We start from the raw sequence: 13,628 nt of genomic DNA, 5'->3' as shown, positions 1-13,628 counted from the left end.
GAAGGTGGGGTGATGACGACCACAGCGACAGAGTCGCTCTCCCGCCTCGCCTACGAGACCCTCGAGCCCTTCCACATACTCGCGTACTTCAACCCGGGACTCCGCTCCGCACAAGAGGACACCGGTCTCGACGGCCACGCCTTCTACGTCGGCGCACGTGGCGCTCCCCTCGGCCCCTGCGCCGCCCCGGTCGTCTCCGCCGCGTTCTACAACTTCAACCCCGACCTGGTCGCCAAGTCGTGGCGGGCCGCGGTCGAAGTCGGCCTCGACCGCGTCCACGAACGCCGCCACGCGATGCTCGACGACTCGCTGCGAGAGATCCTCGGCGACTCGGCCGACGACGCCCTCCTCGACGAACTCGCCTCCGAGTACACCCGTCTCGCCGCAGATCTACCGCTCAGCGGTCGTCCCCTCGCTGCGGCGTGGGCCTCGGCGCCCACCCCGGACACACCACGTCTGCGGTTGTGGCAGGCGATCGCCGTACTCCGGGAGTGGCGGGGCGACAACCACATCGCCGCCCTCGTCCTCCACGGACTCAACGGTTTCGATGCCGCGGTCTTCCACGAGGCGCAGCTGCCCGATCCCTCGGTGAAGCGCCGGGTGATGGGCAAGCGCGTCGTGCTGCTCACGCGCGGTTACGCCGAACAAGACTGGGAGGACAGCATCGACCGGCTGACGGAGGCGGGCCTGGCCGAACGAGCCGACGACGGCCACCGACTCACGGCGCAGGGCGCCGCGGTCTACGACGACATCGAGGCGACCACCGACGCCGCCGGAGAGTCGTTGTGGGCAGGCAACTCCGAGCTGCTCGAACGAACCCGCCCGATCGTCAAAGCCGTGCTCGATGCCGGCGTCCTGCCCGGAACGAGGAACAAGTGAACAACCACAGCGAAGACCTCCGCGAGATCGAGAACCTCAAGTACCGGTACCTGCGGGCCCTCGACACCAAGGACTGGACGACGTTCGCGTCGACACTGACCGAGGACGTGACCGGTAACTACGGTGCGAGCCTGTCTTTCGACAATCGCGACGAGCTCGTCGGATACATGGAGGCCAACGTCGGCCCCGCGGTCATCACCGAGCATCGCGTGAACCACCCCGAGATCGAGGTCGCCGGCGACACCGCCCGTGGCCGTTGGTATCTGCAGGACCGCGTGATCGTCGCCGAATTCTCGTTCATGCTGATCGGGGCGGCCTTCTACGAGGACACCTACCGGCGGACCGAAAACGGTTGGCGCATCAGCTCCACCGGTTACGACCGCACCTACGAGGCCACCGTCGGACTCGCCGATCTGCCGAGCTTCAAGCTCGAGGTCGGTCCCGCCGTGCACATCTGAGGACACCGTCATGTCCGGCCGCGTCTTCTCCGACCGAGTCGCGGCCGGACGTGCTCTGGGCTCCCGGGTCTCGGAGAGACTGCGGGCCCGGGAGGACACCCGCGGCGCCAGGCCGGTGGTCATCGGCCTGGCGCGCGGCGGGGTCCCCGTGGCCCGCGAGGTCGCCGACGCGACAGGCGGCGACCTCGATGCCCTGGTCGTGCGCAAGATCGGCGCACCGGGGCACGAGGAGTTCGCGATGGGCGCCCTGACCGCCGGGCATCTCGTGGTCAACGACGACGTGCCCCGCCGACTGGGTGTCTCGCGTGCCGAGTTCGACGCGGTCGCCGACCGGGAACGTCACATCCTGAACGATCGTGAGGAGCTCTACCGCGGCGGACGCGCCCCGGTCGAGGTCGAGGACCGCGTGGTGGTGCTGGTCGACGACGGTCTCGCCACCGGTTCGACGATGGCCGTGGCCGTCGACGCGATGGATGCGGCCGGTGCGGCACGGTTGATCGTGGCCGTGCCCACGGCTCCCTCGGATTCGGTGGGCCGGCTCATCGATCGGGGCGTCGACGAGGTCGTCGTACTGACCATGCCGGAGCCGTTCGAGGCGGTCGGACTCTCTTACGACGACTTCAGCCAGGTCGACGACGACGAGGTGATCGAGTGTTTGGATCGCGATCGCGGACGTTGAAGGTGGTGCACGAGAGCGCCACTGAGGATTTGCGTGTCACGCGTCCCGAGCGCTGGTCACGAATATCGCGGTCGTCAGGAGGATCACGGTGACCGCCGCGAAGTACGCCAACGAGCCGTACGCGTTCCAGTGAAAGGCGGTGTCGCCGCCGGACAAGAAGTTCCACCCGTTGAGGAACGGCAGGAACGGCGTGATGTTCTCCCCGATACGCGGGAGCACGGACAAGATGCGCTCGAACGCGAACATCCACCCCAGCACGATCGCCACCGCTCCCGCGGAATGCCGTACCAGAGCACCCACCGACAACCCGATCAACGCACACAGCGTCGCGAAAACCGGAGTGCCCCAGAGTTGCCGAACCGTGTCCGGGCCACCGAGCGCGATACCGTTACCCGTGAGCGCCTGTCCCAGAACAACCCCGAGCAGGCCCACGACCGCGGCCACCACAAGGGTGAGCCCGCCGAACACGACGGTCTTCGCCAGGAGCACGAGCGGCCGTCGGGGTACTGCGGCGAAAGTGGGTCGGATGGTGCCGAACCGGTACTCGGTGGTGACGCCGAGAACGGCCATGATCGCGAAGACCGCGACCCCGAACTGGTTGACGCCGACCAGGTAGTCGATGGTTCGGGTGTCGACCGACGCCGAGTCTGCGTAACCGCCGGACAACAGCCAACCGAGAAGTACCGCAACACCGATCCCGAACACGACCACCATCGCGAGACACCAGTACGGGGCCCGGGTGCTGGACAACTTGATCCGCTCGGCGTCGACCGCCGCGAGTGCCTGGCCGATCATCGCCGACTCCCTTCCGCGGTGCCCTGACCGCCCCGACCGCCCTGACCGCCGGGTCCGGATTCGACGGGCCGGAAGCCGTCACCCCCGTGATAGTCGACGGCGTGGGCGGTCATCGACATGAACACCTCCTCCAGCGAGGCCGATTCGGCGGCGAGCTCGTGCAGCGTCACGCCTGCCGCGGCGGCGATGTCCCCGACACGGTCGGTCGTCGTGTCGGGCACCCTCATCACCGGCCGTCCCGCGGCATCGGGTGCACCGGGCGCCGGCGTGAGACCGGCCTGTTCCAATGCGGTGTGCAGCTTCTCGAGTTCGGGCCCGCGCACCCGCACCGACTGCCGCGCCCGACCGGTGAACTCACCGACCGAGCAGTCCGCGATCAGACGTCCGCGGCCGATGACGACGAGATGATCTGCGGTGAGCGACATCTCGGTCAACAGGTGACTGGAGACGAGTACGGTGCGTCCTTCGGCGGCCAACTGCCGCATGAAACCCCGAATCCACACGATCCCCTCCGGATCGAGGCCGTTGACCGGTTCGTCGAACAACAGGGTGTGCGGATCACCGAGCAGCGCACCCGCGAGCCCGAGCCGCTGCGACATACCGAGCGAGAACCCACCGGCCCGCTTCCGGGCCACCGACGCCAGCCCGACGATCTCGAGCACTTCGTCCACCCGGGACCTGGGAATCCGGTTGCTCGCCGCCAGCCAACGCAGATGCGAACGCGCGCTGCGATTGGGGTGGATCCAGTGTGCATCGAGCAGTGCACCGACCTGACGGAGCGGGTGGTCGAGTTCGCGGTACGGCACGCCGTTGATCGTCGCGGTCCCCGACGTCGGGCGGTCGAGTCCGAGCATCATGCGCATCGTCGTCGACTTGCCGGCGCCGTTGGGTCCCAGGAAGCCGGTGACCCGCCCCGGCCCCACCTCGAAGGTGAGGTCGTCGACCGCGCGCTGACTCCCGAAATCCTTCGTGAGATTCGTTACCCGCAACACGCCTCGACCATAGCGGCCGGGCGGTGCTCCGCCGGGTGGTTGCGACACGCCGGGCCTTCGAGGCTCGTCGACTTCGATACGCTCCTTCGTCGCTACTCAACCCGGCGGCTTGCGCTCCCCGCACCTCGGGCAACAGGGTCGGCTCAGGCGCGATCCGGGGTCGGTGACGACGCCTGCGCCCAGAACCGTTTCGGGATACGACCCGCCTGCGTGGCGAGCCTTCCGGCGATCACCGCATGCCGCATCGCCGACGCCATCCGCTCCGGATTCTCCGCACGCGTGACGGCGGTCGCGAGAAGCACTCCGTCGCAACCGAGTTCCATCGCGCGGGCGGCGTCGCTGGCCGTGCCTATGCCGGCATCGAGGATCACCGGGAGCGGATCATCGAAGGCCGTGGAACAGTGGTCGACGATCATCTCGATGTTGTGCGGGTTGAGGATTCCGAGTCCGGTCCCGATCGGTGAGCCGAGCGGCATCACTGCGGCGACCCCGAGGTCGGCGAGTCGCGCGGCGAGGACCGGGTCGTCGTTGGTGTAGGCGAGCACCACGAATCCGTCGGCCACCAATGCGGCTGCGGCGTCGACGAGTTCGACGGCATCCGGCATCAGGGTGCGCTCGTCGGCCACGACCTCGAGTTTGACCCAGTTCGTCTCGAACGCCTCGCGAGCCAGCTGCGCGGTGAGCACCGCCTCGGCAGTGGTGTGACACCCGGCAGTGTTGGGCAGTACCGCGATGTCGAGCCTGCGCAACAGGTCGAAGACACCCGTTCCCGACGCGGCGTCGACGCGACGCACGGCGACGGTCGTGAGTTCCGTGCCCGACGCGACGAGCGCACGCTCGAGGGACGCGAGATTCGTTGCGCCGCCGGTTCCGGTGATGAGTCTGGAGGAGAACTCGCGGCCGGCGATCCGAAGCGGGTCGGCCTCGGAAACGTCTGCGCCGTCGATGCTGTCGGATTCAGCCACCCTGCACCGCCGTCACGATCTCCACGACCGCTCCCGAGGTCATGGTGTGGGCCGACCATCGTCCGCGCGGTACGACCGCACCGTCGACGGCCACCGCGATGCCGCGGTCCGGCAGCCCGAGTCGGGTCACGACATCCGTCACCGACGCGTCGTCGCCGACGTCGAGGTCCTCTCCGTTCACGGTGATGGTCACGCTGATGCTCCTTCCAGAATCCCGAGCACCTTGTCCGCCGTGCCCGGTGCGAGGACGATTCCGTTGCGGCCGTGGCCGGTCGCGACCACCGTGTGGTCGTCGATCCGCTCCACGATCGGTAGGCCGTCGGCGGTGCACGGACGCAGTCCGGCGCCCGCCTCGGTCAGTTCGTAGGTACGCAGCCCCGGCATGACCTCGATCGCGTCGGCGAGCAGATCGGCCACGCCGCCCGCCTGTGGGACGCGGTCATGAACGTCCCCGGCCTCGTACTGTGTTGCGCCCACCACGATCCCGTCCTCGCGGGGGACCAGGTACACCGCCCGGCCGTGGAGTCGGGCACGGACCACGTGTCCGGGCGGCGGGACCGACCACCGTGTCCGGCGCAATCGGAGGATCTCTCCCTTCGCCGCGTGGAGGGGTACGTCGGGAAGCAACGTCGCGGTACCGAGTCCAGCGGCGAGGAGTATCTGATCTCGTGGACCGGCGAGTTCGCGCGCGTCGGTGAGGCTTTCCACCCGCGCATCCGTGTACCGCACCCCGGCCGCGGCCCCGCCGCTGCGCAGGGTCGCCAGCAGCCGCCGGTTGTCGATGGACCACTCCCCGACCGCCCGGTACCCGCCGATGAGTCGCGAACTCAAGGACGGCTCCAGAGAACGGATCTCACGACCCGTCACCGAGCTGAGCGTGGCGTCGGTCCGCGGCTGGTTGGCCCAGACGAAATCGGCGAGGTGACGCAGGTACGCGGCGTCGGCCGCCGAACCGGCGACGAACAGGGAGTCGGTGGCCGTCACGATCGCGGGGTCGTCGAGCCGCTTCACCAGCGTCGGCCAGCGCCGCACCGATTCGACCGACAGCGCGAGCGCGGCCTCCTCACCCGGATGACCCTCGCCGAGCGAACCGAGCATGCCGCCTGCCACCCACGAGGCCCGCTCGTCGTGACCGGCGTCGATGACCTGGACTCGCCAGCCCGCATCGGCGGCGGCGAGCGCACAGGTCAGACCGACGACGCCACCGCCGACGACGGTGAGCGCACGGTCGAATTGTGCTGGGGTGTCGCTCAAGTCAGATCACCTTCCTTCGCCGGAATGACCCGGATCAGGTTCGACGGTCTGCGGAAGGGGTCCGCACTCTCAGCCCGCCTGCCCGGGCTCCCGTGTGTTCTCGCGGTCCACCCTACGCCCGGCCGGACCACGCGGGGCTAGCCTGGTCGCCGTGACGATCACCCCCGGCTCACGTGCCACCGAATCGCGCCGCCGACTGGACTCCGCCCGGCTCTACCTGTGCACCGACGCGCGGCGCGAGCGCGGCGACCTGCTCGAGTTCGTCGGCGCCGCCCTCGCCGGTGGCGTCGGCATCGTGCAGCTGCGCGACAAGGGGTCGGCGGGCGAGAAGAAGTTCGGCACGCTCGAGGCCCGGGAGGAACTCGAGATCCTCGCCGCGCTGCGGGGCGTCGTCGACGCCCACGGTGCGCTGCTCGCGGTCAACGACCGTGCGGACATCGCCGCGCTCTCGGGTGCCGACGTCCTCCACGTCGGACAGGGCGACCTCCCGCCACAGGTGGCGCGCCGGATAGTCGGACCCGACACGATCATCGGGGCGTCGACTCACGATCCCGCGCAGGCCGCCGCTGCCGCTGCCGACCCCGACGTCGACTACTTCTGCGTCGGCCCGTGCTGGACCACCCCCACCAAGCCGGGTCGCAGCGCCGCCGGCCTCGACCTGGTGACCACGACAGCCGAGGCCTCCCCCGACAAGCCGTGGTTCGCCATCGGCGGGATCGACGCGCCGCGGGTGCCGGAGGTGACCGCCGCGGGTGCCCGCCGGATCGTCGTCGTGCGGGCGATCACCGCCGCCGCCGATCCCACCGCCGCGGCTGCGAACCTCCTCGACCGGTTGTAGCGCCGACCTGCTGAAAAGCGCCCCTGGAATCCGCCCTCTGCAGCCGGACCTCGGACATATCGTCGTCGACGGCCCTCTGGAGGGCGGATCTCGGGCGCGCTTCCCAGGGGCGGTTTTCAGGGGCGGTTTTCAGGGGCGGTTTTCAGGGGCGGTTTTCAGGGGTGGTTTTCGGATCGGGCCCGGGGTGGAATCCGTTTGCCTGATCCCGACACCGCGGTCTAGCCTGGACGGATCATGATGCTCAAGCGCGTGCTCGTAACCCGCCGCAGCGGGGTCTGATTCTGACCGACCCCCCGCTGCGGGTCGGTTGCGCGCTCCAGTCGGTCATCCGTTCTTCGACCGAAATCGGTTTTCGAGATGCATCTTCTTCATCTGCCCCACCCATCCTTCTCACGACACAGGCATGCGACCGCGCCGTCGGGGGACCCCGTCACCGAGCACTTCGGCCGCCCGCTGCCTGCAGGTATGCGCGAGGAGGCCATCGGGATGAGCTGGCAACACTTCACCGACGAGTACGCATGCGGCGGAGCCATCCGCCTCGGCTCGTGGTCGGTCGCACCGGCGCGGCAGGACCTCGTCGAATGCCGTGCGACCATCGCGATCGCCGACCGCATCATGTCGTGCAGCGCCGTCGCCGCCGGACCGCTCGGTGCGATGACGTCCATCCTGTACGACCTCGGCGCACCCGTTCAGATCCTGCGGCTGCACCAGCGCGAGGTCGACGGCGCGATCGCCACGTTCCTGCTGTGTGAGAACAACGGCCGGCAGGCGTGGGCTTTCGGCGAGGGCCGAACCGGGGACGACGCGAACATCGCCGCACTGATCTCCGGCGCCAACCGGCTGCTCGGCTCCTAACCCTGCGGGTCGAGTGCGGCGATGCGCTCGCGCAGCGTGGGCCAGGCCCGGCCGAACGCCGGATGCAGCGGCAGCTGATCGACGTGCTGTTCTTCGACCCAGCGCAGTTCCGTCGACTCGAAGTTGGCGACCGTGCGCACCGGCTCGTCGGTCTCGGCGATGACCGTCGTGTAGGTCCAGCCGCCGGGTGACTCGTGGGTGACGACGGCGGCGACGACCCGCAGGTCCGCGCTGTCGATGCCGGCTTCTTCCTCGGCTTCGCGCATCGCGGTGTCGATCGCGCCCTCGTGGGAGTCCCGCGCACCGCCGGGCAGGGCCCAGGTCCCGCCCTGGTGGGACCACGCGGCGCGATGCTGGAGCAGAACACCTGTCGCGCCGTCGGCCAGCGGCGCCCGGAGCAGCAGACCCGCCGCGCCGTGGACACCCCAGTACCGTGAACCGTCGGGATCGATCACCCAGCCGTCGCCGTCTCCGCGCACCACGCCTCCTTGCAGCCCGGCGAGCCGTACGCCGGATTCCTCCACCGTAAGTGAGACTCGCGCGACCTGCCAGGGCCATCAGGAACCCGTCGGCGTGGCGACCGCGATGCCCGGAGGAACCCTCCTCGATGGCATAGGCTGAAACACGCACGACCCGGTGAGCGATGACCCAGATGAGTCATTCTTCTTTCAGGTCGCGGGAGCCGGCACGGGGACCGGGGACCGAGCGGCCGCACCGGAGACGATCCAGCGTTCGAGAAGGGGATCAGCTAGGTGACCGGCGATGCGTCCTCCGTGCGGACGGCACTCACCCGTGGCGGTCGCACGATCCGCCCCGCCCAGTCGTCGCCGCCGATCCGCCAGGTCCTCGCCGATCGTCGAGAGCTCGTCGCCACCGCACGCGAGCGCGCGCAGTCACCGTTCCAGACTCTCCGTCATTACTCGGGCACCACTCCCGGCAAGCTGATCATCATCTGCGTCATCCTCGTGCTCGGCTGTCTGACCACCGGCTGGTACGCCTCGATCGTGCTCGAGGACCGCACCCAGACACTGCAGCGTCTGATCGACCGGACCGAGCCGCTCGCCGAGGCCGCGCAGGTCCTCTACAGCTCGCTGTCGATCGCCGACGCATCCGCGAACGCCGCGTTCATCTCGGGCGGTCTGGAGACGCCGGAGCTGCGGGAACGCTACTCCGACGCCCTCGCGACCGCCTCGTCGTCGCTGATCCTCGCGACCGGGACCTCGAGCGAACCCGGACCGGGGATGACCGAGGACGCGACCGAGCGGGCGCTGTCGGCGGACCTCGACACCCTGTCGACGTCGATCCCGGTCTACAGCGGCCTCATCGAGACGGCCCGCACCAACAACCGACTGGGCAATCCGGTCGGTTCGGCCTTCCTGGGTCAGGCGTCGTCGCTCATGCAAGACAAGATCCTGCCGGCCGCCCAACGTCTCTACGAGAGACGGTCGATGGCGATCGCCGACCCGCAGCATTCGCTGACCCGGCCGCCGTGGACGGTCTACATCCCGCTGTTACTGCTGCTCACCGCCATGGTGCTGACCTCCCGGTATCTCGCGCGCAAGACCCGGCGTCGTTTCAACCTCGGGATGGTCGCGGCGATCTTCGCGCTGACCCTGGGGACGGTGTGGCTGCTGGCGTCGGGACTGATGTCGGTCGCGGCGACCAGCAACGCCCGCACCGACGGCGCCGACCCGCTGCGCGAGCTGACCGCCGCACGCATCCTGACCCAGCAGGCGAGATCGGCCGAGACCCTGTCACTCATCCGCCGCGGCGATCAGGGCGGGCTGGAACGCACCTTCGCCGCAACGACCGCCAAGATCGCCGGCATCGTCGACGACGTCCGCGGCTCCGACGAGACGGGTTCGGTGTCGGATCAGCAGCTCGATGCGGTGAGTACGGCGCTGGCCGAATGGAAACGCACCGACGACGCCGTCCGCCGGTACATCCAGACCGGCGACTTCGACCGTGCCCGCCAGTTGACGGTCGGCGACGGCCTCAACAGCTCGGCCCGCGCGTACACGGCCGTCGACACCGCGCTGGTCGACGCGATCACCACCGCGCGGACGTCGTTCCGCGACGACATCAACACCGCCCAGCGCGTGCTCGGCTTCACCGGGACCGGCATCCTCCTGCTGTCGGTCGTCGCCGCCGTCGCGATCGTCGGCGGGCTCACCCCCCGAATACGGGAGTACCGATGACCTTCTCCCGGCTCCGCCTTCCCGGCCCCGCCCGCTCGCGGCGGCCGCTGATCGTCGCGGTCCTGCTGCTCGTGGCCCTGGTCGCCACGGGCTGTGTCCGGTTCCCCGCTCCAGAGGCACCGCCGCCGACCGCAACGGCCGGACCGCTGGTGTTGCCCGGCGTCCAGACCGACGTGCCGATCGAGCCGCCGCCGAGTTCGGAGGCGTGCAACGCGACCCTCACCCTGCGCCCACCCGCCGAGATGCCCGTACCAGGACGCATGCCGCCGAACTCGACGATGGCCGGCATCTTCGAACGCGGCCGGCTCATCGTCGGACTCGACATCGGTTCCAACCTGTTCAGCTTCCGGGACCCCATCTCCGGCGACATCCAGGGCTTCGACGTCGACATCGCCCGCGAGATCGCGGCGGCGATCTTCGGCGACCCGAACCGCGTCGAGTTCCAGGTGCTCAGCTCCGCGCAACGCATCGACGCGTTGCGCGACAAGACCGTCGACGTCGTCATCAAGACGATGAGCATCACCTGCGACCGACTCCGCGACATCTCGTTCTCGGCCCCGTATTACGTGGCGTCGCAACGTATCCTGTCGTTCCGCAACTCGAACATCGTCGGGCCTTCCCAGCTCGCCGACAAGCGGGTCTGCGCCGCCCGCGGCACCACCTCGATCGGCCGGATGCAGTCCATCCAGCCGCGGGTGCGGATCGTCAGCACCACCACCTGGGCCGATTGCCTCGTGCTCATGCAACAGGGCCAGGTCGACGCGGTCACCAGCGACGACGCCATCCTCGCCGGACTCGCCGCACAGGACCCGTGGGTCCGGGTCGTCGGCCCGAGTCTCGGTGAGGAGTTCTACGGCGTGGGCATCCCGAAGGGCGAGGACGACATGATCCGCTTCGTCAACGGGGTCCTCGAACGCATCCGCGCGACCGGCCGCTGGCAACAGATCCGCGATCGCTGGCTCACCATCCTCGACAGTGGATTCGGCGCACCGCAGCCGTACTACCGGGACTGATGCCCATGGACTACGCCGGCGAACCATCCCACGCAGACCCTCACGGCCCCGAGGGTCATGACGTACCCACCCCCGACACCCCGGAGGAGGTCGGTACCCAGCGCGTCTCTCTCGCCGACCTGATGGGCGACGACGAGGCCGACACCGATCGTCACACCACCGACGCGCATGCCGCCGAGGCCGCCGGCCCCGAGAACCCGACCGACGACCACACGACCGATGTCCGTTCCCCCGACGAGGGCACCACCGACCAGGTCGTCGAGGTCGGCACGCAGAAGGCTGATCTCGACGCTCTGATGGCCGGAGCCGACGACACCGCCGACGACGACGACACCACCAGGCCGCGCGCGGTGGCCGACTCCGATGTCGGAACGCAGGCGGCCGCGCCCGCATTCACCGTCGGGATCGCGCCGCCGGACCGCTTCGACGGCCGAACCGACCGGGTTGTCCGCACCCGCGCCACACCGGAACCGGATTCGGGCCCGCTCGGACGGCGACTCGTCCCACGGCGACGCCCGCCGGTCCACGAGCGCCGCCTCGGCAGCGGCCTGGTCGAGATGCCGAAGATCACCGACATCGAGCCGGAGGACGCGGTCATCGACGACCCGGTGATCGCCGAGAGCAAGCGATTCTGCTGGCGCTGCGGCAAACCCGTCGGACGACTCGAGGGTGAGGGCGAGGGCCCGCCCACCGGCGACTGCGCCAACTGCGGTGCGCGGTACTCGTTCGTGCCGGGCCTCGCCCAGGGGACGCTGGTCGCCGACCAGTACGAGATCGCCGGCGCCATCGCCCACGGCGGACTCGGGTGGATCTACCTGGCCATCGACCGCAACGTCAGTGACCGGCCCGTCGTTCTGAAAGGTCTTCTGAACTCCTCCGATTCGGAGGCCCAGCGCGTCGCAGTGGCCGAGCGGCAGTTCCTGGCGTCGGTGAACCATCCCGGCATCGTCAAGATCTACAACTTCGTCGAGCACATCAGCGATGACGGCGAGCGTTTCGGCTACATCGTGATGGAGTACATCGGCGGTCAGACGCTCAAGCAGATCACCTCGGGCGACCCGGAGAAGTCACTGCTGTCGGTTGAACAGGGTCTCGCCTACATCCTCGAGGTGTTGCTGGCAGTCGGCTATCTCCACTCGGTGGGCCTGGTCTACAACGACGTCAAACCCGAGAACATCATGGTCGGCAGCGACGAGGTCAAGCTGATCGACCTCGGGGCGGTCTCACCGATCAACGGCTACGGACACCTCTACGGCACACCGGGTTTCCAGGCCCCGGAGATCGTCAAGACCGGCCCGCAGGTCGCCACCGACATCTACAGCGTCGGACGCACCCTCGCGGTGTTGACCGTGCCGATGGAGATGCGGAACGGGCGCTACGTCGACGGTCTCCCGGCCCCCGATGAGACCGCCGTCTTCCGCGACAACCCGTCGTTCTACCTTCTGCTGCAACGTGCCACGGCCCCCGATCCGGCCGACCGGTTCGCCTCGGCGGAGGAGATGAGCACCCAGGTGCTCAACGTGCTGCGCGAGACGGTCGCCGTGCACACCGGTGTCCCCCGACCTTCGCTGTCCACGGTCTTCACTCCGCAGCGCTCGACCTTCGGCACCGATCTGATGCTCGCCCCGGTCGACGGCTTCTTCGACCCCGACCAGGCCGCCTTCTACGATCCGGTCGACATCGCCACCGCACTCCCACTGCCCCTGGTGAATCCGTTGGACCCGGCCGCGAGCCTGCTGACGTCGGCCGCCCTGTCCGACCCGCGGCAGACCCTCGACTCGATCAACACCGCACGCGCCGAAGGGTTCGCATCGCTGTTCGGCGGCCGACCGGTGAAGAACGCCCACCCGTCGCTGGAGATCGACCTGGCCGAGGCGCGCGCCCACCTGCAGCTCGACGACGTCGACACCGCTCTCGCATTGCTCCGCGATGTCCGTGAGCACCACGGTGATTCGTGGCGGGTGGAGTGGTACATGGGCATCTGCGCTCTGATGAACGACGAACCCGAGCTGGCTTACGAACGCTTCGACGAGGTGCTGGGTGCGATGCCGGGCGAGGTCGCTCCCAAACTCGCGGTCGCCGGTACCGCCGAACTGATCGGGCGGTGGCTCGCCGACGAGAACGGGTCGGGGAAGTCGGCCGAGAAGATCTCCCGGCTCTACGACGTCGCACAACACCACTATCACGACCTGTGGCTCACCGATCACAGCATCGTGACCGCCGCCTTCGGGCTGGCCCGTCTCGCCGTGGCCGCCGGCGACTACGACGGTGCGATCCGCCCGCTCGACGAAGTGCCCGCCACCAGTAGGCATTTCAACACCGCCCGGGCGACGGCGATCATCGCGCTGGTGCACGGCCGGCCCACCTCGCAGGTCACCCGCAACCAGATCGTCGAGGCCGCACGACGACTCGAGCAGATCCCCGACACCGAACCCCGTAAGTCGCGCATGCTGCTGATCGTGCTCGGTACCGCGCTCGGCTGGATTCACGACAACCCCGAGGAAGAGGATTCGGACAAGGAACCCTCGACCCTCCTGGGCTTCCCTTTCACCGAGTACGGGATCCGCACCGGCACCGAGAGATCCCTGCGCCAGCTCGCCCGTCAGACCCGAAACAACCGCGAACACCGGTTCATGCTGGTCGATCTCGCGAACTACGTCCGGCCGAACACGCTGTTCTGACCTCGATACGCGGCTGGCGGA

14 protein-coding genes and 1 riboswitch are annotated in these 13,628 nt (G+C 68.9%); of the genes, 8 read left to right on the top strand and 6 right to left on the bottom strand.

The genetic code is table 11. The features are described 5' to 3' along the window. Positions 1-12 precede the first annotated feature (12 nt). Genes M1L58_RS12365 through M1L58_RS12355 form a run of 3 tightly spaced genes read left to right on the top strand, consistent with a single transcriptional unit; the run spans position 13 to position 2,016 of the window. Complete coding sequence (locus M1L58_RS12365; RefSeq protein WP_248659093.1) at positions 13-879, top strand: SCO6745 family protein; 867 nt, start codon at positions 13-15, stop codon at positions 877-879. Next, positions 876-1,337 carry a nuclear transport factor 2 family protein gene (locus tag M1L58_RS12360; RefSeq protein ID WP_006868858.1) on the top strand — a complete coding sequence of 154 codons (462 nt, stop codon included), beginning with the start codon at positions 876-878 and terminating at the stop codon, positions 1,335-1,337. The genes M1L58_RS12365 and M1L58_RS12360 overlap by 4 nt, the downstream gene beginning before the upstream one ends. A 10-nt stretch (positions 1,338-1,347) precedes the next feature. Then, positions 1,348-2,016 carry a phosphoribosyltransferase gene (locus M1L58_RS12355; RefSeq protein ID WP_248659092.1) on the top strand — a complete coding sequence of 223 codons (669 nt, stop codon included), beginning with the start codon at positions 1,348-1,350 and terminating at the stop codon, positions 2,014-2,016. A gap of 36 nt (positions 2,017-2,052) precedes the next feature. On the opposite strand, the gene M1L58_RS12350 is transcribed toward M1L58_RS12355, so the two are convergent. From M1L58_RS12350 to thiO, 5 genes are all read right to left on the bottom strand, one after another. Next, positions 2,053-2,811, bottom strand: coding sequence for an ABC transporter permease (locus M1L58_RS12350; protein WP_248659091.1), 759 nt, complete (start codon positions 2,809-2,811; stop codon positions 2,053-2,055). Beyond that, positions 2,808-3,803, bottom strand: a complete 996-nt coding sequence (locus tag M1L58_RS12345) for an ABC transporter ATP-binding protein (RefSeq protein WP_248659090.1) — start codon at positions 3,801-3,803, stop codon at positions 2,808-2,810. The genes M1L58_RS12350 and M1L58_RS12345 overlap by 4 nt, the downstream gene beginning before the upstream one ends. Before the next feature lie 143 nt (positions 3,804-3,946). Then, on the bottom strand, positions 3,947-4,768 hold the full coding sequence (locus M1L58_RS12340; RefSeq protein WP_308221811.1) for a thiazole synthase: 822 nt from the start codon (positions 4,766-4,768) through the stop codon (positions 3,947-3,949). Then, positions 4,761-4,961, bottom strand: a complete 201-nt coding sequence (thiS, locus tag M1L58_RS12335) for a sulfur carrier protein ThiS (RefSeq protein ID WP_006868853.1) — start codon at positions 4,959-4,961, stop codon at positions 4,761-4,763. Before thiS ends, M1L58_RS12340 begins: the two co-directional genes overlap by 8 nt. Next, entirely contained in the window at positions 4,958-6,022 is a 1,065-nt protein-coding gene (gene thiO / locus M1L58_RS12330) for a glycine oxidase ThiO (protein WP_248659089.1), read from the bottom strand. The genes thiS and thiO overlap by 4 nt, the downstream gene beginning before the upstream one ends. Next, positions 6,016-6,126: riboswitch (TPP riboswitch) on the bottom strand. (Overlaps the previous gene by 7 nt.) Before the next feature lie 47 nt (positions 6,127-6,173). Here thiO and thiE point away from each other — a divergent pair. Both thiE and M1L58_RS12320 read left to right on the top strand, forming a co-directional pair. Then, positions 6,174-6,860, top strand: a complete 687-nt coding sequence (thiE, locus tag M1L58_RS12325; protein ID WP_248659088.1) for a thiamine phosphate synthase — start codon at positions 6,174-6,176, stop codon at positions 6,858-6,860. A gap of 486 nt (positions 6,861-7,346) precedes the next feature. Continuing rightward, entirely contained in the window at positions 7,347-7,715 is a 369-nt protein-coding gene (locus M1L58_RS12320) for a hypothetical protein (protein ID WP_248659087.1), read from the top strand. Here M1L58_RS12320 and M1L58_RS12315 read toward each other — a convergent pair. Continuing rightward, positions 7,712-8,194, bottom strand: coding sequence for an NUDIX hydrolase (locus tag M1L58_RS12315; RefSeq protein ID WP_040537177.1), 483 nt, complete (start codon positions 8,192-8,194; stop codon positions 7,712-7,714). The two genes, M1L58_RS12320 and M1L58_RS12315, sit on opposite strands and share 4 nt — an antisense overlap. Before the next feature lie 273 nt (positions 8,195-8,467). On the opposite strand from M1L58_RS12315, the gene M1L58_RS12310 reads away from it, so the two are divergent. The 3 genes from M1L58_RS12310 to M1L58_RS12300 are packed head-to-tail and all read left to right on the top strand — an operon-like array spanning position 8,468 to position 13,607. Continuing rightward, positions 8,468-9,913, top strand: a complete 1,446-nt coding sequence (locus M1L58_RS12310) for a hypothetical protein (protein ID WP_006868848.1) — start codon at positions 8,468-8,470, stop codon at positions 9,911-9,913. Further along, positions 9,910-10,926: a glutamate ABC transporter substrate-binding protein gene (locus M1L58_RS12305; protein ID WP_006868847.1), complete on the top strand. Its 1,017-nt coding sequence runs from the start codon at positions 9,910-9,912 to the stop codon at positions 10,924-10,926. Before M1L58_RS12310 ends, M1L58_RS12305 begins: the two co-directional genes overlap by 4 nt. Next, positions 10,926-13,607, top strand: coding sequence for a serine/threonine-protein kinase (locus M1L58_RS12300; protein WP_248659086.1), 2,682 nt, complete (start codon positions 10,926-10,928; stop codon positions 13,605-13,607). The genes M1L58_RS12305 and M1L58_RS12300 overlap by 1 nt, the downstream gene beginning before the upstream one ends. Positions 13,608-13,628 lie beyond the last annotated feature (21 nt).

The sequence above is a fragment of the Gordonia sp. C13 genome (genome assembly GCF_023218005.1).
GTDB classification, from domain to species: Bacteria; Actinomycetota; Actinomycetes; order Mycobacteriales; family Mycobacteriaceae; genus Gordonia; species Gordonia namibiensis.
This window is presented reverse-complemented; position numbering and strand designations above follow the sequence as displayed.

Excerpts from the sequence above, each read along its gene's own strand:
- M1L58_RS12365 (WP_248659093.1), top strand. The coding sequence starts at position 13 with ATGACGACCACAGCGACAGAGTCGCTCTCCCGCCTCGCCTACGAGACC.
- M1L58_RS12355 (WP_248659092.1), top strand. The coding sequence starts at position 1,348 with ATGTCCGGCCGCGTCTTCTCCGACCGAGTCGCGGCCGGACGTGCTCTG.
- M1L58_RS12350 (WP_248659091.1), bottom strand. The coding sequence starts at position 2,811 with ATGATCGGCCAGGCACTCGCGGCGGTCGACGCCGAGCGGATCAAGTTG.
- M1L58_RS12320 (WP_248659087.1), top strand. The coding sequence starts at position 7,347 with ATGAGCTGGCAACACTTCACCGACGAGTACGCATGCGGCGGAGCCATC.
- M1L58_RS12305 (WP_006868847.1), top strand. The coding sequence starts at position 9,910 with ATGACCTTCTCCCGGCTCCGCCTTCCCGGCCCCGCCCGCTCGCGGCGG.
- M1L58_RS12300 (WP_248659086.1), top strand. The coding sequence starts at position 10,926 with ATGCCCATGGACTACGCCGGCGAACCATCCCACGCAGACCCTCACGGC.